22 protein-coding genes are annotated in these 22,452 nt (G+C 69.3%); 9 read left to right on the top strand and 13 right to left on the bottom strand.

All coding sequences use genetic code 11. From position 1 onward, the window contains the following. Positions 1–170 precede the first annotated feature (170 nt). The 8 genes from M5C98_RS05280 to M5C98_RS05245 form a co-directional block, all read right to left on the bottom strand. A complete protein-coding gene (locus tag M5C98_RS05280; RefSeq protein WP_272551418.1) occupies positions 171–1,136 on the bottom strand; it encodes a sugar kinase in 966 nt (321 codons plus the stop codon). Positions 1,137–1,158: 22 nt separating this feature from the next. Continuing rightward, positions 1,159–2,715: a UxaA family hydrolase gene (locus M5C98_RS05275; protein ID WP_272551417.1), complete on the bottom strand. Its 1,557-nt coding sequence runs from the start codon at positions 2,713–2,715 to the stop codon at positions 1,159–1,161. 49 nt (positions 2,716–2,764) lie between these two features. Next, entirely contained in the window at positions 2,765–3,928 is a 1,164-nt protein-coding gene (locus M5C98_RS05270; RefSeq protein ID WP_272551416.1) for a mannitol dehydrogenase family protein, read from the bottom strand. Between the two features lie 13 nt (positions 3,929–3,941). After that, positions 3,942–4,952 carry a zinc-binding alcohol dehydrogenase family protein gene (locus M5C98_RS05265; protein ID WP_272551415.1) on the bottom strand — a complete coding sequence of 337 codons (1,011 nt, stop codon included), beginning with the start codon at positions 4,950–4,952 and terminating at the stop codon, positions 3,942–3,944. A 59-nt stretch (positions 4,953–5,011) separates the two neighbouring features. Beyond that, entirely contained in the window at positions 5,012–5,788 is a 777-nt protein-coding gene (locus tag M5C98_RS05260; RefSeq protein WP_272551414.1) for a transporter substrate-binding domain-containing protein, read from the bottom strand. Positions 5,789–5,867: 79 nt separating this feature from the next. Continuing rightward, entirely contained in the window at positions 5,868–6,596 is a 729-nt protein-coding gene (locus M5C98_RS05255) for an amino acid ABC transporter ATP-binding protein (protein WP_272551412.1), read from the bottom strand. Then, entirely contained in the window at positions 6,580–7,230 is a 651-nt protein-coding gene (locus tag M5C98_RS05250) for an amino acid ABC transporter permease (protein ID WP_272551411.1), read from the bottom strand. The genes M5C98_RS05255 and M5C98_RS05250 overlap by 17 nt, the downstream gene beginning before the upstream one ends. Positions 7,231–7,248: 18 nt before the next feature. Further along, positions 7,249–7,932, bottom strand: coding sequence for an amino acid ABC transporter permease (locus M5C98_RS05245; protein WP_272551408.1), 684 nt, complete (start codon positions 7,930–7,932; stop codon positions 7,249–7,251). Between the two features lie 216 nt (positions 7,933–8,148). Here M5C98_RS05245 and M5C98_RS05240 point away from each other — a divergent pair, with 216 nt between their 5' ends. Further along, positions 8,149–8,841 (top strand): FadR/GntR family transcriptional regulator, encoded by a 693-nt coding sequence (locus M5C98_RS05240; protein WP_272551407.1) that lies wholly within the window; start codon positions 8,149–8,151, stop codon positions 8,839–8,841. Between the two features lie 87 nt (positions 8,842–8,928). On the opposite strand, the gene M5C98_RS05235 is transcribed toward M5C98_RS05240, so the two are convergent. Both M5C98_RS05235 and M5C98_RS05230 read right to left on the bottom strand, forming a co-directional pair. Beyond that, entirely contained in the window at positions 8,929–9,666 is a 738-nt protein-coding gene (locus M5C98_RS05235) for a response regulator (protein ID WP_272551406.1), read from the bottom strand. Beyond that, a complete protein-coding gene (locus M5C98_RS05230) occupies positions 9,659–10,309 on the bottom strand; it encodes a response regulator (RefSeq protein ID WP_272551405.1) in 651 nt (216 codons plus the stop codon). Before M5C98_RS05230 ends, M5C98_RS05235 begins: the two co-directional genes overlap by 8 nt. Positions 10,310–10,643: 334 nt before the next feature. Here M5C98_RS05230 and M5C98_RS05225 point away from each other — a divergent pair, with 334 nt between their 5' ends. Together M5C98_RS05225 and M5C98_RS05220 are read left to right on the top strand one after the other, a co-directional pair. Further along, the gene (locus tag M5C98_RS05225) at positions 10,644–11,438 is read left to right on the top strand and encodes an ABC transporter substrate-binding protein (RefSeq protein ID WP_272551403.1); all 795 of its coding nucleotides are present in this window, start codon (positions 10,644–10,646) and stop codon (positions 11,436–11,438) included. A 1-nt stretch (position 11,439) separates the two neighbouring features. Continuing rightward, positions 11,440–13,992, top strand: a complete 2,553-nt coding sequence (locus M5C98_RS05220) for a sensor histidine kinase (protein WP_272551402.1) — start codon at positions 11,440–11,442, stop codon at positions 13,990–13,992. An 18-nt stretch (positions 13,993–14,010) separates the two neighbouring features. Here the strand turns inward: M5C98_RS05220 and M5C98_RS05215 are convergent, their stop codons facing one another. After that, positions 14,011–14,949, bottom strand: coding sequence for an isopenicillin N synthase family dioxygenase (locus M5C98_RS05215; protein WP_272553162.1), 939 nt, complete (start codon positions 14,947–14,949; stop codon positions 14,011–14,013). 686 nt (positions 14,950–15,635) lie between these two features. Between M5C98_RS05215 and M5C98_RS05210 the strand changes: the two genes are divergently transcribed. The 5 genes from M5C98_RS05210 (at position 15,636) to M5C98_RS05190 (ending at position 19,215) form a co-directional block, all read left to right on the top strand. Further along, complete coding sequence (locus tag M5C98_RS05210) at positions 15,636–16,661, top strand: ABC transporter substrate-binding protein (protein ID WP_272551401.1); 1,026 nt, start codon at positions 15,636–15,638, stop codon at positions 16,659–16,661. Between the two features lie 16 nt (positions 16,662–16,677). After that, a complete protein-coding gene (locus tag M5C98_RS05205) occupies positions 16,678–17,214 on the top strand; it encodes a nucleoside deaminase (RefSeq protein ID WP_272551400.1) in 537 nt (178 codons plus the stop codon). 78 nt (positions 17,215–17,292) lie between these two features. Then, complete coding sequence (locus M5C98_RS05200; RefSeq protein WP_272551398.1) at positions 17,293–18,123, top strand: urease accessory protein UreD; 831 nt, start codon at positions 17,293–17,295, stop codon at positions 18,121–18,123. 208 nt (positions 18,124–18,331) lie between these two features. Further along, positions 18,332–18,835, top strand: a complete 504-nt coding sequence (locus tag M5C98_RS05195; protein ID WP_272551397.1) for a tlde1 domain-containing protein — start codon at positions 18,332–18,334, stop codon at positions 18,833–18,835. Beyond that, entirely contained in the window at positions 18,832–19,215 is a 384-nt protein-coding gene (locus M5C98_RS05190; protein ID WP_272551396.1) for a hypothetical protein, read from the top strand. Before M5C98_RS05195 ends, M5C98_RS05190 begins: the two co-directional genes overlap by 4 nt. Positions 19,216–19,246: 31 nt before the next feature. On the opposite strand, the gene M5C98_RS05185 is transcribed toward M5C98_RS05190, so the two are convergent. Continuing rightward, the gene (locus tag M5C98_RS05185; RefSeq protein WP_272551395.1) at positions 19,247–20,077 is read right to left on the bottom strand and encodes an SDR family oxidoreductase; all 831 of its coding nucleotides are present in this window, start codon (positions 20,075–20,077) and stop codon (positions 19,247–19,249) included. Positions 20,078–20,243: 166 nt separating this feature from the next. Further along, a complete protein-coding gene (locus M5C98_RS05180) occupies positions 20,244–21,119 on the bottom strand; it encodes a DMT family transporter (protein WP_272553160.1) in 876 nt (291 codons plus the stop codon). Positions 21,120–21,558: 439 nt separating this feature from the next. Here M5C98_RS05180 and M5C98_RS05175 point away from each other — a divergent pair, with 439 nt between their 5' ends. Continuing rightward, entirely contained in the window at positions 21,559–22,452 is an 894-nt protein-coding gene (locus tag M5C98_RS05175; RefSeq protein WP_272551394.1) for a DUF6402 family protein, read from the top strand.

The following is a 22,452-nucleotide window of genomic DNA, read 5'->3' as shown; positions in this document are numbered from 1 at the left end:
GCCAGGCCGATCCGGACGGCAGGCCCATACAGGCCATGCATAAAAAAGGCCTCCAACGCAATAAGTACTAGGGCGTATAGCTATACTTTTAATAGCAATCGCTTGTGAACCTATTGCGCCTTCTTCGCCTCCTGTGCGCCGGGATGCACTCCGGTGCGCAAGGGGTGCCGTCAGGCCCCGCCGGCCAGCTCCTGCCGCGTGGGCAGGCCGTCCGAGTCGCCCGGAAACTGCACCACCCGCGCGCCGATGGCGTTGCCGCGCGCGGCGGCGCGGGCCAGGTCCAGCCCTTCGAGCAGGCCGCTGACGACGCCCACCGCGAAGCCGTCGCCGGCGCCCACGGTGTCCACCACGCGCGCCACCGGCCGGCCGGGCGCGATGCCCCGCACCCCGTCCTGCTGGGCAAAAAACGCGCCTTCGGGCCCGAGCTTCACGACCACCTGCCGCGCGCCCCGGGCGAGGTAGAAATCGGCCACGCCCTCGGCGGTGTCGCGCCCCGTGAGGGTGCGGCCTTCGCCCAGGCCCGGCAGCACGGTGTCGCACAGCGCCGCCAGGGCATTGATGCATTCGGCCATGGCCTCGGGCGAGAGCCACAGCCGGGGCCGCAGGTTGGGGTCGAACGAAAGGGTGGCGCCCGCCGCGCGCGCCTGCCGCGCGAGGTGGAAGACCAGCTCGCGCGTGCTGGGCGACAGCGCCGGCGTGATGCCGGTCAGGTGCAGATGGCGCGCCGGGAACGGGCCCGCCGGCGCATCGGCCAGGCCCAGGCGGCTCGCGGCGGAGCCCTTGCGGAAGTATTCGATCTGCGGGTCGCTGCCGTCTTCGGCGCGGGTCTTGAGCATGAAGCCCGTGGGGTGCGCCGCATCGGTGGCGACATGGCGGCGGTCGATGCCCTCGCGCTCCATCTCGCCCTGCAGGAAGCGGCCGAACGAATCCGCGCCCAGCCGCGTGATGTAGCCGGTGCGCAGGCCCAGCCGCGCCAGGCCGGTGGCCACGTTCAGTTCGGCGCCAGCCGCCGCGCGGCGGTAGTCGGCCACGGCATGCAGCTCGCCCGGGGCGGTGGCCATGAAAAGCGCCATGGGCTCGCCCACGGTCAGAACATCGAGCGCAAGGGAGTCGGGTTGCATCGGGGCGTCGTTCATCCAGGGGTTCGTCGGTGCGCCGTCACATCACGGCGCCAAGCTGCCAGGGCAGGAATTCGTTGTCGCCCAGGCCGTTGTCCTCGCTTTTGCTGCGCTGGCCCGAGGCCGTGGCGATCATGAGGCGAAACAGCGCTTCGCCGGCGTCGGCGATGCTCTGGCGCCCTTCCACGATGCCGCCGCAGTCGAAGTCCATGTCGAGCGCCATGCGCTGGAACATGGGCGTGTTGGTGGCCAGCTTGAGCGAGGGCGTGGGCTTGCAGCCGTAGGTGGAGCCCCGGCCGGTGGTGAAGCAGATCAGGTTGGCGCCGCCCGCCACCTGGCCGGTGGCGGACACGGGGTCGTAGCCGGGCGTGTCCATGAAGACCAGGCCCTGCGTGCGCACGGGCTCGGCGTAGCCCACCACGTCCATCAGCCCGGTGGAGCCGGCCTTGGCGACGGCGCCCAGGGACTTCTCCAGGATGGTGGTGATGCCACCGGCCTTGTTGCCGGGCGAGGGGTTGTTGTTCAGGTCGCCGCCGTGCAGCGCCGCGTAGCGCTCCCACCAGGCCAGGCGCTCCAGCAGCTTGGCCGCCACCGCGGGCGTGGCGGCGCGGTGCGTGAGCAGGTGCTCGGCGCCGTAGATCTCGGGCGTCTCCGACAGGATGGCCGTGCCGCCATGGCGCACCAGGAGGTCCACCGCCGCGCCCAGCGCCGGGTTGGCGCTGATACCCGAGTAGCCGTCCGATCCGCCGCACTGCAGGCCCACCGCCAGATGCCGCAGCGGCACCGGCTCGCGCCGCGCCGCGTTCGCCTGCACGAGCATGTCCCCGAGGATGGCCTTGCCATGCGCGATGGTCTCGCGCGTGCCGCCCTCGTCCTGGATGGTGAGCGTGGCGAACAGGCCGGGCGCGCGCGCCGTCAGCGTCTCCACCAGCGGCGCGATCTGGTTGACCTCGCAGCCCAGGCCGATGACCAGCACGCCCGCGAAGTTGGGGTGGTTGGCGTAGCCGCGCAGCGTGCGCTGCAGCAGTTCCAGCCCCTCGCCATTGCCCCCCATGCCGCAGCCGCTGCCGTGGGTGATGGCGACCACGCCGTCCACCTGCGGGTACGCAGCCAGCGCCTCGCCCTTGAAGGCATCGGCGATGTGGCGGCACACGGTGGCCGAGCAGTTCACGCTGGCGATCACGCCCAGGTAGTTGCGCGTGGCCACGCGGCCGTCGGCGCGCACGAAGCCGTCGAAGGTCAGCGTTTCTTGCAACGCGCCTGATGCGGGCGTGGGCCGGTAGCCCGCGCCCGCGCTGTGGCCGTGGCCGTGGCTGGATGCCGCCATGCCCACGTTGTGCACGTGCACGTGGTCGCCGGCCGCGATGTCGGCCGTGGCGATGCCGATGCCCTGGCCGTACTTGAGCACGACCGCGCCGCGCGGGATGGGCACCAGCGCCACCTTGTGGCCCGAGGCGATGGGCTCGCGGACCTGCACGGCGTGCCCGCCGATGGACAGGCGCGTGCCGGCCTCCAGCGCCTGGCGCGCCACGGCCACGTTGTCGGCGGCGCCCAGCTGAAGGGCCAGGGGCGGGGGGGGCTGCAGGTCGGTGTTCATCGTCGGGGGCTGCGCGGCAGGGGTGGTGGCAAGAAGGAATGGAAAAGGGTCAGGCGGTGGCCAGGGCCGCCTTCAGCCGCGGCTGGGCCAGGTGCGGGGCATGCTCGGCCGCCAGGGCCACCAGGGGGCCGAAGCGGCGCTGCTTCTTTTGCGCATGGTTCTGCGCGATGTCGGCGATGCGGTGATCCAGGAACGGGTTTTCGAAGCGCTCGCGCACATCGACGAGGTAGGCCTCGGCCTGCGCCCGCGCGCCCAGGGCGCCGAACACGGGCAGGATCTCTTCGGCCCACAGCGCCTCCAGCCCGGCGCGCAGCGCGACGTCGGCCATGGCCTCGCGCACGGTCTCGCCGGCGGCGCGCCCGTCCCGCTGCCAGTGCTCGGCCAGGTAGGTGTGGCCGGCGTTGAGCAGCAGCAGCTTGAGCCGCTCGTAGAACGCCAGGTCGTCGGTGAGCACGATGGCCGGGTGCGTGCACGGCAGCGTGAGGCGCGGGTGGCGCTCGACCACCCACACGGCATAGGGCTCGGCCACCGCGCCCACGGGCTCGATGGCCTCGGACACGATGCGGTCCACCAGCGAGTTGGCCCACACGCAGTGCGCCGTGAGCCACTCGATGCATTCGGCCGGCAGCGCCCATTGGCGCGCCAGGCCCGCGACCACATCGCGCAGCACGTCGCCGTTGCGCTCGACCAGTTCGCACGGCAGCAGCGTGATCGGCGCCTGCGGCGCGGCCTGCCAGCGCCCGTGCAGCAGCACCAGCAGCTTGGCGGGAAAGCTGTGCGGCGGCGCGCTGCCCGGGCGCAGCGCGGCGGGGCCGTCGCGGTCATCGCGGTCGTCGCGGTCATCGCGGTCGTCAAGCAGGTAGCCGCGGTCTGCCGTGTTGGAGACGATCACGCGCACCTCGCCGGCCACGGCGGCGCGCAGCTCGGGCCAGTGCGTGGCAGCCTGCCAGGCCTCGCGCACCGCCGTGCACTGCACGGTGCGGTCCACGCGCTCGCCGCCGGCGAGACCCCGGATGCGCACGGGGTAGCCCGCGCCGCGCGCCAGCGCCGCGATGCGGGCCGCGCCGTCGGGGCGGTCGGTGGTCTGCACCACGGTGATGCCGCCCAGCGCATCGCCCGCGCCGGGGGCGCCCGCGAGCGCCTCGGACACGAACAGATCGACGTGCGCCTGCAGGAACCGGCTGGTGCCGAACTGGAGGATGGGTTGGACCATGGCCGCGCGTTCCTCAGACTTCCACCAGGGCCTTGACCACGCCCTGGGCGGGGTCCAGCAGCCGTGCGAAATCGGCCGGCACGTCGGCCAGGGCCATGCGGTGCGTGTTGAGCGCGGCCGTGGGCACCTGGCCCGCGCGCATGGCGGCCAGCACGGTCTCGAAGTCTTCGGTGGTGGCGTTGCGGCTGCCCAGCAGCGTGGTCTCGCGCTTGTGGAACTCGGGGTCGGAGAAGGTGATGGTGTCGCGCACCACCGAGATCAGCACGTAGGTGCCGCCGTGCGCCACGAAGCCGAAGCCGCGCTCGATGGCCTTGGCATTGCCCGTGGCGTCGAACACCTGGTCGTAGAACTCGCCGCCCGTGGCCGCGGACAGCTGCGCCTCGTCGCCTTCGCCCAGCGCCACGGCATGGGCCACGCCCAGCTCGCGCTGGCAAAAGGCCACGCGGTCCTGCCGGCCGTCGATGGCGGTCACCTCGGCGCCGCGCAGCTTCGCGAAGATCATGGCGGCCATGCCGATCGGGCCGGCGCCCACCACCAGCACGCGCTGGCCGGGCTGCACATTGCCCCGGCGCACGGCGTGCGCGCCGATGGCGAGGAACTCGATCATCGCGGCCTGGTCCAGCGTCGCGCCGTCTGCCTTGTGCACGAAGGCTTCGGGCAGCGACAGGTATTCGGTGAAGGCGCCGTCGCGGTGCACGCCCAGCACCTGGATGTTGACGCAGCAATTGGTCTTGCCCTGCCGGCAGGCCACGCAGGTGCCGCACGAGAGGTAAGGCATGACATAGACCACGTCGCCCACCGCCAGGCGCCCGCCGGGCACGGCCTCTTCCACCACGCCCGACAGTTCGTGCCCCATCACCCGCGGGTACTGCAGGAACGGCTGGTTGCCCGTATAGATGTGCAGGTCGGTGCCGCACACGCCCACGCGCTTGACGCGCAGCAGCACTTCGCCCTCGCCGCGCACGGGGCGTTCGCGCTCCACGGCGCGCAGGGTGCCAGGGGTTTCACAGATGACGGTCAGCATGGGAGGCTCGCAATGCAGGAAAAAGAGGGGTGGGTGGGTCGGTGGACTGAGCCGCTGGCTCAGTTGCCGCCGTGGTACTTCTTGTAGATCGCCACGAGCTTGCCGTTCTCCGTGTTCCTGGTGATCCAGTCGTTGATCCAGGCCTTCAGCTCGGGCTCGTTCTTGCGCAGGCCGACGCCGAGCGGCACCTTCTGCATGACGAACTTCTGCACCAGGTCTTTCTGGGGCGATTTGGCGAGCACCGTGTTCACGATGGCGGGCGAGGTGGCGATGATGTCGGCCTGCCCGCTCACCGCCGCGGTGACCAGCGTGGCGTCATCGTCGAAGCGCACGATCTGCGCGCCCTTGGCGCCTTGCGTGACGACCTTGTCGTTGTTGGAGCCGCGCGTGGTGGCCACGCGCTTGCCCTGCAGGTCGTCGAAGCCCTTGATGTCCGCGGCCTTCGGGGCGGCGACCACGGCGAGGATCTGCGCGTAGGGCACCGAAAAGTCGATGACCTTCTCGCGCTCGGGCGTGACCGACAGCGAGGCGACCACGATGTCGGCCTTGCCCGTCTGCAGGAACGGGATGCGGTTGGGGCTGGTGGTCTGCACCATCTCCAGGGCCACGCCCAGGTCCTGCGCCAGCAGCTGCGCGGTCTCCACGTCGGAGCCCACGGGCTTCATCGCGTCGTCCACGAAGCCGTAGGGCGGCGATCCGGTGTCCAGGGCGATGCGGATCTTCTTGGCCTCGCGGATGTCCTTGAGCAGATCGGCATGGGCACTGCCGGCGCCGAAGGCCATCAGGGCGGCCGAGGCCAGCAGGGTGCGCAGCAGGAAGGAACGCGGTGTGGTCATGGGGCTTGTCTCCGTTTGAAAAGGAAGGGTTGGGGCCGGCCCCGTCTCGCGCGGGGCTCGGTTGGGACCGATGGCAGCGCTACAGGCCGTTGCCGACGAAATCGCGCAGCTCGGTGGTGGCGGGCGCATCGAGGATCGAGGCCGGGCCGTGCTCCCACACGCGGCCCCGGTGCATGAAGATGACCTCGTCGGCCACCTTGCGGGCAAAGCCCATCTCGTGCGTGACGAGAATCATGGTCATGCCGCCTTCGGCCAGCTTTTCCATCACGCGCAGCACCTCGCCGGTGAGCTGCGGGTCCAGCGCCGAGGTCACCTCGTCGAACAGCATCAGTTGCGGCCGCATGGCCAGCGAGCGCGCGATGGCCACGCGCTGCTGCTGGCCGCCCGACAGCTGCGAGGGGTAGCAGTCGGCCTTGTCGGACAGGCCCACCTGCGCCAGCACGGCCTGGGCGCGCTCGCGCACCTCGGCCTTGGCGGCCTTTTGCACCAGGCGCGGGGCCAGCATGATGTTCTCCAGCACGGTGAGGTGGGGGAACAGGTTGTAGCTCTGGAACACGATGCCCACGTCGCGGCGCAGCTGGTGCAGGTTGAGCCCCGGCGCGGTCACCTCGTGGCCGCACACGCGGATGCGGCCGGCATCCACCGTCTCCAGCCGGTCGATGCAGCGCAGCGCCGTGCTCTTGCCCGATCCGCTCTGGCCGATGATGGCCACCACCGAGCCCTTGTTCACCGTGAACGACACGCCCTCCAGCACGCGCGTGGCGCCGAAGCATTTGGAGATGTTCTCGATCTCAACGATGGGCGACATGAAAGCTCCTCTCCAGGCGCCGGCTCAGCACCGACAGCGGGTAACACAGGGCGAAATACAGGGCCGCCACGATCACGAAGATCACGAACGGCTCAAAGGTGGAGTTGTTGATGATCTGACCCGCGCGCGCCAGCTCCACGAAGCCGATGGCCGAGGCCAGCGAGGTGTTCTTGACGATCTGCACCATGAAGCCCACGGTGGGCGGCGTGGCGATCTTCACGGCCTGCGGCAGGATCACGTGCCACACGCGCTGGTGCCAGCGCAGGGCCAGGCACTCGGCGGCCTCGGCCTGCGTGCGCGGCACCGACTCGATGCAGCCGCGCCAGATCTCGCCCAGGTAGGCCGACACGTAGATCGACAGCGCCAGCGCCGCCGCCGTGAGCGGCGCCACGTCGAACCCGAGCGAGGGCAGGCCGAAATACGCCAGCGGCAGCAGCACCAGGAGCGGCGTGCCCTGGATCAGCTTGATGTAGAGAGACACGGCCAGGCGCGACCAGCGTGGCCCGTACGAGCTGCCGAGCGCCACGGCAAAGCCGAGCAGCCCGCCGCCGGCGAACGCCAGCAGCGAAAGCCCCACGGTCCACAGCAGGCCGTTGAACAGGAATTGAAAGTGCGATGCGTTGAGAAAGCCCATGGTGCGTGCCTGCGGCTTTCAAAGGGGGGTGCCCAGACGCCGGCGGCGCGGGAAGGCGACCATGGCCACCAGCCACAGCGCGCCGCGCATCACCAGCGACATCGCCAGATACGCCGCGGCCACGATGAGATAGGTCTCCACCGAGCGGAAGGTGTCCGACTGGATGCGGTTGGCGACCGCCGTCAGTTCCTCCGCCGAGATCTGCGAGCAGATCGACGAGGCAAGCATCAGCAGCACGTACTGGCTGGACAGCGCCGGGTACACGCGCTCGATGGCCGGCGGCAGCACCACGTGGCGCAGCGTCTGCCAGCGCGACAGGCCCATGCACTCGGCCGCCTCCAGCTGGCTTTTGGGAATCGACTCGATGCCCGCCCGCACGATCTCGCTGGTGTAGGCCCCCACGTTCACCACCAGCGCCACGATGGCCGCCGTGAACGCGCCCACCTGCAGGCCCAGCGAGGCCAGCCCGAAGTACACGATGAACACCTGCACCAGCAGCGGCGTGTTGCGGATGACCTCGATGTACACCCCCGCCAGCCGGGCCAGCCAGCGCGAGCGGCCGGTGTTGGCCAGGGCGCAGAACACGCCCACCAGGAAGCCGAAGAAGGTCGATGCCAGCGACAGCGACAGCGTGGTCCACGCCCCTGCCAGGAGGTCGGGCCAGTAGGCCAGCGGCGCGGAGAAGTCGAAAGCGTAGTTCAAGGCAGTGTCGGCGTTCGGACCGCTCGGCGGCCCATCGCAGGGGTTTCTGGTAAGGCCAATTTGAGCGCCAAATTCAAATTGGCCTTACCGGGTTAACCCCAGCCGCAGGGCTTTCAGCGATCCAATGCTTGGAATCTGGTGAATTCACCCCCTACACTGCGCGCAATCCCTTTTTTGGTCAGGCCATATGGTCTGGCCAATTTCACCATTCCCTTGATGATCGATTCTTCCAAAGCCTTCGAATCCCGGCGCCTGTACCACCAGATCGCGGACAAGGTGCGCCTGTTGATCCAGCAGGGCGACTACCGGGAAGGCAGCCGCCTGCCGCCCGAGCGCGATCTGGCGCAGCAGCTGGGCGTGTCACGCCCCTCGCTGCGCGAGGCGCTGATCGCGCTGGAGATCGAAGGCAGCGTGGAGATCCGCATGGGCTCGGGCGTGTACGTGTGCAGCCGCGCGCTGCGGCGCTCCGCCCTGCCCCCGTCCATGGGCGAGAGCCCGGCCGAGCTGATGCAGGCGCGCGGTGCGGTGGAGGGGGCGGTCATCGTGCTGGCGTGCGTGCATGCCACGCCGGAGGGCCTCGCCCGCGTGCAGGCGAGCATCGACGCCATGCGCGCCGACATCGCGGCCGGGCGCGACGTGCTGGAGCACGACCGCGAGTTCCACGTGCGCATCGCGGAGATGACCGGCAACTCGGTGCTGGTGCGACTGGTGGGCAGCCTGTTCGACGAGCGCCGCGGGCCGCTGGCCAGCCACATGCGCGAGCGACTGGAAGGCCAGCCAACGTGGCATGCGGCCCTGGCCGAGCATGAGCAGATCTACCGCTGCCTCGCGGCGCGCGACCCCTTGCTGGCGGAATCGGCCATGCGCTCGCACATCCGGGCAGCGGCGGACCGCTGGGTCATGCCGTGAAGTGGTCGGCACAAGCCCGGGCCGGGGCGCGCCAGCGTGAAGGCTGCAACGCCGTTCGGCAAACACCGCGGGCAACGGCCCGCAGACTCAGGGGGCCAGATGCTCCCGCAAAGCCTTCCAGCCCGCCACGGCGGCCGGGGCGTCTTCGGCGCAAGCGGCCTCTTCCAGGCGGGTGGCCACCTGGTGGCCCTCGGTGCGCCCGAGCGTGAGCAGCACGGTGCGCAGGTTGTGCGCCAGCCGGCGCAGCACGGCCAGGTCGGCCACGGCAGCGGCCTGGTCGCCTTCCGCGCAATCCCTGGGGAACTGCACGAAACAACGTTCACGGTAGGTTTCGAACAGGGGCCGGTTGTGGGCGAAGTGCGTGGCCACCGCGAGGGCTTCGTGTTCCGCCAGGCCCGGCGCTGCCGGGGCGGCAGGCTCGGACGGCGGGGACGTGGGCGCTTTTTGGCCAGCCAGTTGCAGCGCATCCCGCACGCAGCCTTGCAGGTCGCCCACCGAGGCGGGCTTGGCCAGCGTGCGCCAGATGTTCATCGATGCGAGCTGCTCGCGCACCTTGGTGTTCAAGCCCGCGCTGAACACCACGACCTTGGCATCGGCGGCCAGGGCGCGGTCGGCGGTCATGCGCTGGATCAGCCCCATGCCGGACTCGCCGGGCATCATCAGATCGGTGATGACCAATTGAACGCGCTGCTCCGCCAGAAACTGCAGCGCCTGTTCCACGCTGCTGCAGACCTGCAGGCGGATCGGCAGATCGTCGAGCACCATGCCGACGAAGCGGGACACCAGCGCATCGTCTTCCACCAGGAGGACGACCGGCTCATCCACGGCGCAGCGTCTCCAGGCAGGCCTGCAGCGCGGCAGGCAATTCGGCCACCAGGCGCGGCTTGTGGATCACGGCCACGCCTTGCAGCGCGAAGGCGTAGGGCGCGCGCTGCGATTCGTCGAGCGAGGTCACCACGATGAGTTCGCTGCGCGCGAACTGGGGGTGCGAGCGCAGCGTGGTGATCAGCGTCGCGCCATCCAGGCCGGGCAGCAAGATGTCCACGATCAGGATGTCGGGCTGCAATTGCCCGTACAGGGCCAGCCCGGCGATGCCGTCGTCGGCCACCTGGAGCGCCAGCTCGGGAAACTGCTGCTGCACGATGAGCTGGATGAGGTTCTGAAAGTGCGTCGAATCCTCGATGAGCAGCAGCAAGGGCTTTTTGGGCGCGGCGGAGTCCTCTCCAGGCCGTGCGTCGCTCGCGCGGCGGGTGTGCGGCACGGCGGGCGCCGCCTTGTTGCCCTGCAGCCATTGCTGCACCGAGGCGCGGGAGATGCGGCGGTGCCCGCCGGGTGTCTTCCAGGCTTGCAGTTCTCCCCGGTCCACCATGAGTTGAACGGATCGAACGGCCATGCCGAGCAGCTTGGCCACCTCCAGGGTGGTGCAGTGATCGGTCGCGTCGGGGATCTCAGGAGCAGATATTGCCATGCGTGAATTGTGCCGCTGTTGGGTTCAAAACAAACCAATTTAAAGATGATAAAAATGATTTTTATGATTAAAATCGGCAAACGGCGTCGATTTTTATTTTTATCATTTTTCCACCATCTGCTGCCATGGCCTGCACCACTGATCGTCTCTGCATGAGCGTCCGGCGAGAATCCGGCACAACGCCGTGGGAGACGCCCGCCCTGCCGGCCCTCCCGAAGCGCTGCGGCCCCTATGATGCGCTGATCCTCCAGGCCGCGGGCCTCGCCAGCCGACACCTCGGGGACATCGCGCGTCCCGACCCGTTCAGGGCCCGGCCCTGAAGAAAATGGATGGCATGAAGCGGATCGCCCTTTCACTGTCGCTGCTCGGGTGGGCCTGCCTGGCCGGGTGGCCGGCCGCGCACGCGGGGCCGGTGGCCGAGCGGGTGCGCTCGACCGGGGTCTTGCGGGTCTGCATCTGGCCCGCCTATTACGGTGTGACCTACCGCCATCCCCGCACGCGCGAACTGAAGGGCATCGACATCGACCTGTCGGCCGAACTCGCGAAAGACCTGGGCGCACGCATCGAATACGTGGATTCGTCGTTTCCGACCCTGGTGGCCGACCTGACGAGCCAGCGGTGCGAGGTGGCCATGTCCGCCATCGCCGTGACGCCGCAGCGCCAGCAGGTGCTGAGTTTCACGCGGCCCTACCTGCACAGCGATGTGTATGCCATCACCACCAAGAACAATGCCGTGGTGGCGCAGTGGTCCGACATCGATCGCCCAGGCGTGCGGGTGGGCGTGCAGCAGGGCACCTTGACGGGCCCGCTCATGACGGCGCAACTGCAGCACGCGATGGTGGTGCCGGTCGATGCGCCCGCCACGCGCGAGCAGGAACTCATCTCGGGCCGCGTGGATGTGTTCATGACCAACTACTTCTACAGCCGCCAGTTGCTGGACAACGCCAACTGGGCCAAGCTGCTCGTTCCGTCGCGGCCCATCCGGGTCATCCCGTACGCCTATGCGGTTCGCCCCGGCGACGGCGATTGGCTCGGCAAGATGAACGATTTCGTGGCGCGCATCAAGCGCGACGGCCGGCTCAAGGCCGCAGCGGAAAAGAACGGCCTGAGCCAAGTGATCGAGCCCTGACATGAAGCCCCGCGGCCCCTCCCCCTCCTCGTTGGCGGCAGAGCCGGCACTGCGGTTTCGCGGGCTGCCGGTCAGTTCCCTCGTCCTCGCGGCCGGCCTGGCGGCAGCGCTGCTGGCCGCCATGGCGATGGCCCTCCTCGCCGCCAACGACATGCGCGCGACGGTGGCGGCCAGCCAGGTGCAGGCCCAGTTGCTGGCCCGCATTATCGAAGACCAGGCCGCCCGCACCTTCGACGCCGGCGACATGGCGCTGGGCGTGCTCGCGCATTCGCAGGCCCTGACCGATGCCCCCTCCAGCCCGCCGGCGATGGAGAATGCGATGCGACAGGTGCTGGCGGGGCTGCCCTTCATGCGGGGCGTGGCGGTGGTGGACACCAAGGGCCTGGTGATCGCCAGCACCTTCCTTGGCGAGGCCGGCACCTTCATCGACGTCACGGGCCTGGGGCCCTGGGTGGAAGAAGAACACCAGCGGATCGGCCCGCTGGTGCCGGGCCGCAGCCTGGGCAGCCTGCGCCGCACCACGGCCCCCGACGTGGCACCCCCGGGCATGTCGTTCATCCCGCTGCTGCGCGGCTTTCGCAACAACGGCGGCAGGGATTTGATGCTCGTGGGCCTGGTGAACCCCGGCGCGCTGTCGAACTTCCAGTACCTCACGCTGGAGTCCCTCAGCTACGACGCGGTGATCGCCAGCGACGACGGCCAGGTGCTGGCCACCTCTGCCCCCGCCGCCAAGCTGATGGGCCGACGGATCGACAGCCTGCCCATCTTCCACAGCTACCTGCCCCAGCGCGACTACGCCAGCTACACCGGCGCGGGCGTGCTGGGCGGCGACCGCATCGTGGCGTTCCGCGCCTCGCGCGACAAGCCGCTGGTGGCGATCGTCGAGGAGCCCTACGCGATGGCGCAGGACCGGTGGCTGCAGGAGGCCCGCAGCATGCTGGGCATCGGCCTGGCCGCCGTGCTGCTGGCCCTCGTGCTGACCGCCACGGCCTGGCGCGGCCTGCGCGCGCGCGAGGCCGCGCAGCGCTCGATGAACCAGGCACAGCGAAAAATCGCGCAGAGCCAGCACGATCTGGCGGTGCTGATCAGCAGCGTGCAGGAGCTGATCTTTCGCACCGATGCCCAGGGCGTCATCACCTACGCCAACGCGCGGTGGGACACGATCAGCGGGCGCAGCCCCTCGCACGCCGTGGGGCAGACGCTGGCGGACATCGTGGACCCGGCCAGCCGCAGCGAGGTCGTGGCCATGCTGGACACCGAATCCACCATCCAGGCGCGCACCTGCCAGGCCCTCATCCGCAGCGCCGACGGCCGCCATCTGCTGTTCGAACTGGCGGTGGCCCCGCTCATCAGCGAAGGGCGCATCGCCGGCTTTGCCGGCAGCGCGGTGGACGTGACCGAGCGCTGGCAGGCCCAGCTCAAGCTGCAGGCCCAACTGGCCTTCCAGAACCTGCTGCTCGACACCAACCCCCTGCCCATGTCCCTGACCGACGGCAACCATTGCGTGGTGCTGGTGAACCGCGCCTGGGAGGAATACAAGGGCATGGCCCGTGCGCAGGTGATCGGCGAGCGGCTGCATGCCTTTTTGCCGCTCGACGAGGCCAACGTGGTGGTCGAGGCGAACCAGCACCTGCTGATGCATGGCGGCAAGATGACGCTGGAGACGCGGCTGCTGCACGGGGACGGCTCCCACCGCGACGCCCGCGTTTTCAAGGCGGTGCTGACGGACGAGATGGACCATGCCACCGGCGTGCTGAGCATCCTGATGGACGTGACCGATTTCCGCATGGCCGAGCGCGCCATCCAGGAGGCGCGCAACGCGGCCGAGGAGGCCTCGCGCACCAAGTCGGAGTTCGTGGCCAACATGAGCCACGAGCTGCGCACGCCGCTGCAGTCGATCATCGGGTTCGCCGAACTGGGCACCCTGCGCAGCCCGGCGGATGCGCGGCTGGGCGGCATGTTCACCGACATCCACTCCGCCGGGCAGCGCATGCTCACGCTGGTCAACGATCTGCTGGACGTGGCCAAGATCGAAAGCACGGTGGGCACGTTCCACCTGGAGCGCACCGACCTGCGCGGGCTCATCCGCTCGGTGGCGCGGGAGTTCGATCCCCTGCTCGCCCGGCACCGGCTGTACCTGCAGCTGGACCTGCCGGACCTGCCGCTGGTCGCCAAGGCGGACCCCTTGCGGTTCCAGCAGGTCGTGCGCAACGTGCTGGCGAACGCGATCAAGTTCTCGCCCGGGGGCTCGACCATCGAACTGCGCGGCTTCATCGACGCCCTGGGGCAGATCCACATCGAGATCGAGGACAGCGGCCCGGGCGTGCCCGAGGAGGAACTGGACCGCATCTTCGAAGCCTTCGTGCAGTCGAGCAAGACGCGCGACGGCTCCGGCGGCACGGGCCTGGGGCTGGCCATCTGCCGCAAGATCGTCGAGGCCTTCGGCGGCCGCATCCATGCCAGCAACGCGGCCCAGGGCAGCATTTTTCACATCGTCCTGCCGGCGCGCGGCCAGTCCGAAACCATGCCCGCGCCGCTGACGGCCACGGACTAGCACCGGCGCAGCCGCTCTTCAGTACTTGGCGAAATTCGCCGTGATGCGCTGGCGCAGGTAGTCGCCTGCGGTGATCGGCGGGTACTTGCGGCCCGGCCCTTCCACCACGGCATCCTCGTTGGCCTGGCAGAAGAACGCCAGGCTGTAGCGCGCGCCCTGGTACTCGTGCGGCAGCGGATTGCGCACGCGGTGGAAGTTGCTGGGCAACTGGTCGTCGCTCCAGCGCGTCAGCATGTCGCCGATGTTGCAGGTGATGACGCCTTCGGCCGGCTCCACGCTGGTCCACTGGCGGCTCTCCATCTCCTTGCCGGGCAGCACCTGCAGCCCGCCCTGGCCCGGGCGCTGGAACAGCAGCGTGAGGCAATCGAAATCCGTGTGCGCCCCCGCGCGCCACAGGCCCAGCTCGTCCTTGAGCGCCGGGTCCACGGCGAAGTAGTGGAGCATGCGCAGGGTGCTCTGGTAGGCCGCGCTCGACGGGTCGTGCGCGCGGGTGAAGAAGTCCGGATCGAACCCCAGCCGATGCGCGAAGCACGACAGCAGCTGCATGCCCACGTGCCAGCACTGCGCCTCGAAGCGCAAGGTGGCCTCCTGAAAGCCCGGCAGCTCGGCCTCGCTGGGCCACAGGCCCGCCATGCGCGGCCGGGTGACCTGGTAGGACTCCTTCTGGTCCGGCGTGCGCGTGGACGGGCGCACCTGCGCCTTGTGCTCCCAGCCCGCGTTGCGCGCCAGCGGCCACTGCGCCTTGGTCTCGCGCGGCAGGTCGAAGAACGCCTGGGCGCGCGCGAACGCGTGGCGGATGTCTTCCACGGCAATGCCGTGGCCGGTGACCTGGAAAAACCCGATCTCGACCGAGGCGCTCCACAGTTGATCGGCAATCTCCGCCTTGCGGTGTTCGAAGTCGGACAGGTCGATGCAGCGGATTTCACGGGCGCTGGTCTCGGCGCCCATGCCGCCCATGCGGGCTTCCTTTTCCAGTTCGCCGCGCACATCGGCGGTGGCGTCTACGGGGTCGGCATGGGAGATGGCGGGGTGGGTGGCGGGGTGGGTGGCGGTACTCTGCTGCATGGCGGGTTTCCTCGTCGGATGAACCAAGGCCCATGGCGGACACGGCCAGACAGGTACGCGCCACGGGGCTCTTGAAGGGGACAAAGGCGGCGCCCGGCGGCACGCATTCGCCAGGACGGCAACGGCGCGCCGGCGGCCACCACCGGCTTCAAGAGCAATGACCCGCCGATGGGCCTGCACGGGGCGGGCCATCGGGCTGAACGCTTCTACTCTTGCGGGGCATGCAAGCAAATCGCAGGCCAATCCGTGCGCAGCGGGTGGGCAGGCCATGGCGCAGCGGCTGCACGTGCCACCGCGCACCGCCTCACCGCAACGGGGACGGCAATGCACCACCCGCGTGCCGGCCCTGCCGAAAATGCACCAGCGGCGACAGGCATCGGCCACGCCCCGCCCGCCCACCCTGATGGGGCCGAACTGCGTCGTGCAGGCACGCTTCATGCAACGCCGCCCCCGAGTAGAAGCGTTCAGCCCGGTCCGTTCCCCCACGGCGCCGTTGCCCGGAAATTGCTCAGTTCGCACCGATGCACGGCGCAGATGCGCCGTGGCCGGTTGTCACGTCCGAACCTGGAGCCACCGCCATGCAACGCCGCCGATTCCTCGCCACCTCCGCCACCACCCTCCTGTCCGCCACACTGGCCGCGCCCGCCGTGCACGCCCAGAGCAAGGCCACTCCGCTCAAGTTCACGCTCGACTTCCGCGTGACCAGCCAGACCGCGCCGTTCTTCCTGGCCGCCGCCAACGGCTACTACAAGGACGAGGGGCTGGACGTGGGCATCGACGTGGGCTCGGGCTCTGTGGCCTCGATCACGCGCGTGGCCAGCGGGGCCTACGACCTGGGGCTGGGCGACATCAGCGCGCTGGCCGAGTTCCACGCGCAGAACGCCGACGCGCCCGTGCAGGCCATCTACCAGTACTACAACCGCGCGCCCTTCGTCATCATCGGCCGCAAGGACCGCGGCGTGACCACCGACTTCCAGTCGCTCAAGGGCAAGCGGGTGGCCGCCGCCGCCGTGGAATCCACGCGCCGCAGCTGGCCCATGGTGGCGCGCCAGCTCAACACCAGCCCCGACCTGTTCCAGTGGGTGACCACCGACTTCAGCGCGCGCGACAACGTGATGGTGCGCGGCGACGTGGACGCGGCCACCTACTTCCACGACTCGGCGGTATCCCTGTTCGCCCGCATGCCGCCGCAGGACCTGGCCGTGCTCGAATACGGCAAGACCGGGCTGAACCTCTATGGCAACGCCATCCTGGCCGGCCGGCTGCTGCAGGAGCGCCCCGAAGTGGCGCGGGCCTTCCTGCGCGCCACGAACCGGGCGCTGCGCGAAACGTTGGCCAATCCCGACGCCGCGCTGGCCGCCATCAAGGCGCGCGAACCCATCCTGAACATGGACATGGAGCGCGCCCGCTGGGCCATCACGCGGCAATACCTCGCCACCGCCGAAACGCAGGCCATCGGCCTGGGCAGCGTGAACCCCGAAGTGCTGGCCCGGCAGATCGACGAAATCGCCACCACGTTCGGCCTGGCCCGCAAGCCGGCGGCCGAACGGGTGTTCAACCCGGCGTTCCTGCCCGCTGCGGGTGAGCGCAAGGTGCCGGCCTGAAAGCGGAGGCCTTTCGATGAAAACCCTCGCCCCTTCACCCCAGCCCGCCACGGCCTTGCTGCCCGCAGAAGTCCCCCTCGCCCCGCGCGACGGCCTGTACCTGCGCCGCGCCATCGCGCTCGCCGGCCAGGCCCGCACGCGCGGCAACCGCCCGTTCGGCGCCGTCATCGTGGGTGCGGACGATCGCATCCTGGCCGAGGCCTGGAACGCCAACGGCGAAACGGGCGACTGCACCGCGCATGCCGAGACCTCGGCCGTGCGCCTGGCCAGCCCGCACCATCCGCGCGAGGCCTTCGCGCAGGCCACGCTGTACTCGTCCGGCGAGCCCTGCGTGATGTGCGCGGGCGCGATCTTCTGGGCCAACATCGGGCGCGTGGTGTACGGCATCGACGCCGTGCGGCTGCGCGCCTTTCGCGGCGAGCGGCTGGACCAGCGCGACGCCGAGCTGTCGTGCCGCGACGTGTTCGCCGCCTCGGCCCATGCCATCGAATGCATCGGCCCCGCGCTGATCGACGAGGCATCGGCCTCGCACCAGGGCGCGTGGAAAGCCTGACCCCGAGAGACAAGCACCGAATCGCCCCGGCGCCGGCGTATATCATGCCGGTCTAGCTCACGATTTGATAGCAACCGAATGACCTGGCACGCCCACCTGCAACTGGACTACCGCCGCGAGGCCGAGCGCACGGTGGCACGCTTCGAACACGGCGGCCCGCTGCGCATCCTGCAAAGCCTGTACCCCGAAGGCGATGCGGTGTGCCACAACGTGCTGGTGCACCCGCCCGGCGGGCTGGTGGGGGGCGACACGCTGGACATCCGCACCACCGTCGCGGCCGGCGCGCACGGCCTGGTCACCACCCCCGGCGCCACGCGCTTTTACCGATCCACCGGTGCTCCCGCCTTGCAGCGCGCGCACGCCGTGCTGGCGCCCGGCGCGCGGCTCGAATGGCTGCCGCTCGAAGCCCTTTGCTACAACGCCTGCCAGGCCGAGAACCGGCTCACGCTGGAGGTGGCCCCGGGCGCCGAATGCCTGGGCTGGGACGTCACCGCGCTCGGGCTGCCCCACGCCGGGCAGCCGTTCGAATCGGGCCGATTCACCCAGCACATCGAGGTGCCGGGCGTGTGGCTGGAGCGCGGCCGCATCGACGCGGCCGACCGGCTGCTGCTCGACGGCGCGCTGGGCCTGGCGGGGCACCGCTGCATGGCGTCGATCTTCTTCATCGCGGGCGAAGCCCTGCCGCGCGAGCGGCGCGAAGGCGCGCTGGATGCCGCCCGCGCCGCCATCGAGGCGCACCCGCTGGCCGCCACGGCCGGCGCCACCAGCCCCCATCCGAACGTGGTGGTGGTGCGGGTGCTCGCGCCCGTGGTGGAGCCCGCCATGGGCCTGCTGCAGGCCGTGTGGGCGGCCTGGCGCGCGCAGTGCTGGGGCATGGCGGCGCAGCGGCCGCGCACCTGGTCGGTGTAGCGCCACCGCGCGCCTGCAGGCCCATGGGGCCCGCGGCCCATATGCCACCGTGTGGCGCTGCGGCCCGATACGTCCAGACACCGCGCATTACAAAAGCGCACCGGCCATGGCAGAGCCCCCTCCTAGAATCGGCCGGCCGCGCCGAGCCGCCCCGGGCACCCTGCCCGTTGCGCCCCCTTCGCGCGGCCCCAACCCCTTCGCACTTGCCATGTCAGATACCTACGCCCTGGAGCGCAGCCGACCCCATGCCCCCGGATGCCTGCAATCGAAAATCGCACTGCAATTCGACGGAAAGGTCCTGCGCGGCACGGGCACGCAATCCGTCCTCGCGCTGCCCGCCGTGTCCGGCAAGCCCAAGAACGGCCACTTCGACTACTCCACCGAATGGCAGAAGACCCGCAACGCCGGGCCTATCCCCGCGGGGGACTACTGGATTCAGCCGTCCGAGATGTGGTCCAACAACTGGCTCAAGAACCTGTACCGCTCGCCGCGTGCGGCCTGGGGCAACTTCCGCCTGACCATCCACCCCTATCCGGACACCGAGACCTACGGGCGCGGCGGCTTTTTCATCCACGGCGGCTCGACGCCGGGCAGCGCCGGCTGCATCGACCTGACCGTGCACATCGACAAGTTCGTCGAGAAGCTCAAGAGCGAACTGGGGGGCCTGCACGAATGCTACATACCGCTCACCGTCCGCTACCCGGCCGAATGAAGGCCCGCACCACCGCCCTCCTTGCCCTGGCGCTGATGCCGGGCCTCGCCCTGGCCGAAGTCAGCGACAAGACGCCGGCCCTGTGGCACATCTGGGCCGTGGCCCTGGGCGCCTCGGCCGTGTGCATGGCGGGCATGGCCTGGCGGCGGTGGCTGGGCGCGGCGCTGGCCGTGGTGCCCGCGCTGTGGTTCGCCGGGCTGCTGCTGGAGATCCATTCCACCGACGTCGGGCCGTACCTGTATGCCGAACAGGGCTGGGGCTACTACCTGCAGGCGTACCTGGCGCTCGCGCTGTTCCTCGCCAGCCTGGTGCTCGGCCTGCGCCTGGGCGAACAGCGGCGGCGCAAAGCGGCCGCCGACGGGGCCCGGCTGCGGGCTTGAAGGGGCCGCCGCTCCAGAAGCGGCCCCCAAGTCAGAACGTTCCCGGAAACGCCCCGCCGTCGGCCAGCACGTTCTGCCCCGTCAAATAGCCCGCCTGCACGCTGCACAGGAAGGCGCAGATTGCCCCGAACTCCTGCGGCGTGCCGTAGCGGCCCGCCGGAATGGCCGCCTGGTGCGCGCGGCGCACCTCGTCTTCGCTCTTGCCGGTCTTATTGACGGTCGCCTGGATGTTGGCCGACAGGCGATCGGTGTCGAACTTGCCCGGCAGCAGGTTGTTGATCGTCACGCCCTTCGCTGCAATGGAGCTGCGCGAGGCGCCCGCCACGAAACCCGTGAGGCCGCTGCGCGCGCCGTTGGACAGCCCGAGGATGTCGATGGGCGCCTTCACCGCGCTCGACGTGATGTTGACGATGCGCCCGAAGCCCCGCGCTGCCATGCCGTCCACCGTGGCCTTGATCAGCTCGATCGGCGTGAGCATGTTGGCGTCCACCGCCTTGATCCACGCATCGCGGTCCCAGTCGCGGAAGTCGCCCGGCGGCGGGCCGCCCGCGTTGGTCACCACGATATCGAACGCCGCCCCGGGCCCGCCCGCCACCGACAGCGCGGCAGCGCGCCCCTCGGGCGTGGTGATGTCCGCCGCCACGGCCAGCACCACCGGCTGCGGGTGCTTGTGCGCCAGCGTGGCCGACTCGTTCGCCGCCGCGGCCACCAGTTGCGCGGCGGCCTGCTCCAGCGCTTCGGGGTTGCGGGCGTTGATCACCACGTTCACGCCCTCGCGCACCAGCGCCTCGGCGCAGCCATACCCCAAACCCTTGCTGGCGCCGCACACCAACGCCCATTTACCGGCAATACCCAGGTCCATAGTCTCCTTTCACGGCCGGCGCGCCCGGCCCGTTGCGAATCACACAGGGATGCATCGCGCGCCCTGCCCCAGGTGCGCCGATGATCGAAGGACCATGATACGAAGCGCCGCACGCCAGCGCCGGGCAAGGGGAATGCCCGCCGCTGTGCACCGGCTCACCGAGGCGTCAGCCCGCGGGCTTGCGCGCCGCCATGCGGGTGAAGACGAAGATGCCCGTGAGCACCAGCGCCGTGCCCGACGCCACCCACAGCGTGAACGGCTCGTCCAGCAGCCACACGCCCATCAGGATCGTGGACAGCGGCCCCACCATGCCGGCCTGCGCGGCCAGGCCCGCGCCCACGCGCTCGATGGCCATCATCACCAGCAGCACGGGCACCGCCGTGCACAGCGTGGCGTTCAGCAGCGACAGCCACAGCACCTCGGGCGCCACCACCGCCGCGCCCAGCGGCCGCAGCACCGCGAACTGCAGCAGGCAGCAAATGCAGGCCACCGTGGTCGCCAGGCCCACCAGGCGCAGCGAGCCGATGCGCTTGACCATCTCGCCGCTGTACACCAGATAGACCGCATAGCTCACGGCCGACAGGAACACCAGCAGCACGCCCCAGGCCACGTACGCGCCCTGCAATCCCGCCTCGTGCCCGAACACCAGCACCACGCCGCAGTAACTGATCGCCATGCCCAGCACCTGCCCCCAGCGGATGCTGCGGCGATACAGCACCCAGCCCAGCACCACCACCAGGGTGGGGTTGAGGTACAGGATCAGCCGCTCCAGGCTGGCACTGATGTAGGCCAGCCCGGCAAAGTCGAGAAAGCTCGCCAGGTAGTAGCCCGTGAAGCCCAGCCACGCCACCCCCGCCCAGTCGCGGCGCGTGAGCGGCGCCTTGCCCCGGCTGGCCCACCACGCCATGGCCGCGAAGATGGGCAGTGCGAACAGCATGCGGTACATGATGAGCGTGACCGCGTCCACGCCGTGGCGATAGGCCAACTTGACGATGATGGCCTTGCCGCTGAAGGCGATGGCGCCGACCAGGGCCAGGGCCATGCCGGCGGCCACGCCGGCATTGGGCGCGGGCAAAGGCCCCGAGGGCTGTGCTGGAACGGAAGCGGACGCTTCGACGGCAGGGGCCGTGGAGCGCGCGGTATCGGGGGGTGTGGACTGCTGCATGGATTCGGCGGGTTGGGCAGCCCGGTGCGTTGGCCGGGTGCGCATTCATTCAGTGTCGCACGCAGGCGGCGGCACAGCCATCGGCCCTGTGCGCGGCCCGCCCCGCGATCGGCGATACCGGCGGGGTCGCAGTTATCCGCAGCCGCACCCAGGGCACCGCGGGGCGGCATCGTGAAACACCGCGTTGATTTGCTGAACAGTTACGTCTCGCAACCCATTCATGGAGTACCTCTGCGGGATTCAAGCCATTTCCTCTCCATAATCTGCCCCGGTCGCGCAAGCCTCAGCGTTACTGGAAAACAAAGGGAGTCGGGAAATGGTCGATCTTCTGAAGGCGCCGCAGGAGGCCCTGCAGTCCATGCTTGGGCGCAAGAACGCGCCGCAATATGCCACTCGTTTATTCCAGCTGCGGGACATTCCATCGGTGATGCGCTCGCGCTTGGGGTGGCCGGTCGCGGCGGCGTTGATGGAGCGGTGGTTTAAAGGTGCGGCATACCAGATGACAAAGGAAATGAAATTCAGCGAACCCCCCAATCGTCTGAGTCAACTTCCTGCTCAGCATCTCGACGAAAGCACCGTCATGATGGAATGGGCATTAGGTTTCGCACGGGTGCAGGTGGCCATGGCCAGCTTGCGATCGAAATGGGCAAGCCCTGCAGGCATTGCCCAACTGAAAGACCGAGTGGATCGCCAAAGCAGAGGGCGCCAGGACCAGTGCTGGCGTTTAGGCAATCTCGCGCTGCCGGCCAAAATCCTGGAGGACACGTGCCAAGTCAACTACCTGTCGTTTGGCAGATGGAGTGATCCCATGGACGACTTCTATGGCGCGATGGGAGAAGCACAAATGAATGTGGCGGTATCGGGCACGGTTTTTCCCCAGGGACCGGGCAAAGCCAAAGTGGAAATCGAAGAGCTCGGCTTTTATTTGCGTGATGCCTATGACTTCAACGACGGCGGCAACTTCATCTCCCAGCCATTAGGCTGCTGGGGTTTTAGCGGCGTGGAGTGTGGTGTCAGCACGCGGCTGAACGTACCCGTTGATGACGCCGTAGTGGATGAACCTCCCAGCACGGTGCAAGGGTACAAGTACATCGTGCAGAACAAGGATTTTCGCCAATGGCGAGGAAAAAATCATCGAGGTGGAGACTTCATGGTGCTATCGAATGTGCACAGGATTCGACTGGCATTCCCGCTGAAATTCCAGTGGTGA

It is taken from the genome of Acidovorax sp. NCPPB 3576 (genome assembly GCF_028473605.1).
In the GTDB taxonomy this organism is placed as follows: Bacteria; Pseudomonadota; Gammaproteobacteria; order Burkholderiales; family Burkholderiaceae_C; genus Paracidovorax.
Note: the sequence above shows the minus strand (reverse complement) of the source record. Positions and strands in the feature narration are given on the sequence as shown.

What these genes read in the sequence shown, in the direction of transcription:
- M5C98_RS05200 (WP_272551398.1), top strand. Translation starts at nt 17,293, where the DNA reads ATGACCTGGCACGCCCACCTGCAACTGGACTACCGCCGCGAGGCCGAG.
- M5C98_RS05220 (WP_272551402.1), top strand. Translation starts at nt 11,440, where the DNA reads ATGAAGCCCCGCGGCCCCTCCCCCTCCTCGTTGGCGGCAGAGCCGGCA.
- M5C98_RS05210 (WP_272551401.1), top strand. Translation starts at nt 15,636, where the DNA reads ATGCAACGCCGCCGATTCCTCGCCACCTCCGCCACCACCCTCCTGTCC.
- M5C98_RS05270 (WP_272551416.1), bottom strand. Translation starts at nt 3,928, where the DNA reads ATGGTCCAACCCATCCTCCAGTTCGGCACCAGCCGGTTCCTGCAGGCG.
- M5C98_RS05260 (WP_272551414.1), bottom strand. Translation starts at nt 5,788, where the DNA reads ATGACCACACCGCGTTCCTTCCTGCTGCGCACCCTGCTGGCCTCGGCC.
- M5C98_RS05190 (WP_272551396.1), top strand. Translation starts at nt 18,832, where the DNA reads ATGAAGGCCCGCACCACCGCCCTCCTTGCCCTGGCGCTGATGCCGGGC.
- M5C98_RS05230 (WP_272551405.1), bottom strand. Translation starts at nt 10,309, where the DNA reads ATGGCAATATCTGCTCCTGAGATCCCCGACGCGACCGATCACTGCACC.
- M5C98_RS05180 (WP_272553160.1), bottom strand. Translation starts at nt 21,119, where the DNA reads ATGGCCCTGGCCCTGGTCGGCGCCATCGCCTTCAGCGGCAAGGCCATC.
- M5C98_RS05205 (WP_272551400.1), top strand. Translation starts at nt 16,678, where the DNA reads ATGAAAACCCTCGCCCCTTCACCCCAGCCCGCCACGGCCTTGCTGCCC.
- M5C98_RS05255 (WP_272551412.1), bottom strand. Translation starts at nt 6,596, where the DNA reads ATGTCGCCCATCGTTGAGATCGAGAACATCTCCAAATGCTTCGGCGCC.
- M5C98_RS05195 (WP_272551397.1), top strand. Translation starts at nt 18,332, where the DNA reads ATGTCAGATACCTACGCCCTGGAGCGCAGCCGACCCCATGCCCCCGGA.
- M5C98_RS05280 (WP_272551418.1), bottom strand. Translation starts at nt 1,136, where the DNA reads ATGAACGACGCCCCGATGCAACCCGACTCCCTTGCGCTCGATGTTCTG.
- M5C98_RS05250 (WP_272551411.1), bottom strand. Translation starts at nt 7,230, where the DNA reads ATGGGCTTTCTCAACGCATCGCACTTTCAATTCCTGTTCAACGGCCTG.
- M5C98_RS05215 (WP_272553162.1), bottom strand. Translation starts at nt 14,949, where the DNA reads ATGGGCGGCATGGGCGCCGAGACCAGCGCCCGTGAAATCCGCTGCATC.
- M5C98_RS05240 (WP_272551407.1), top strand. Translation starts at nt 8,149, where the DNA reads ATGATCGATTCTTCCAAAGCCTTCGAATCCCGGCGCCTGTACCACCAG.
- M5C98_RS05225 (WP_272551403.1), top strand. Translation starts at nt 10,644, where the DNA reads ATGAAGCGGATCGCCCTTTCACTGTCGCTGCTCGGGTGGGCCTGCCTG.
- M5C98_RS05185 (WP_272551395.1), bottom strand. Translation starts at nt 20,077, where the DNA reads ATGGACCTGGGTATTGCCGGTAAATGGGCGTTGGTGTGCGGCGCCAGC.
- M5C98_RS05275 (WP_272551417.1), bottom strand. Translation starts at nt 2,715, where the DNA reads ATGAACACCGACCTGCAGCCCCCCCCGCCCCTGGCCCTTCAGCTGGGC.
- M5C98_RS05175 (WP_272551394.1), top strand. Translation starts at nt 21,559, where the DNA reads ATGGTCGATCTTCTGAAGGCGCCGCAGGAGGCCCTGCAGTCCATGCTT.
- M5C98_RS05265 (WP_272551415.1), bottom strand. Translation starts at nt 4,952, where the DNA reads ATGCTGACCGTCATCTGTGAAACCCCTGGCACCCTGCGCGCCGTGGAG.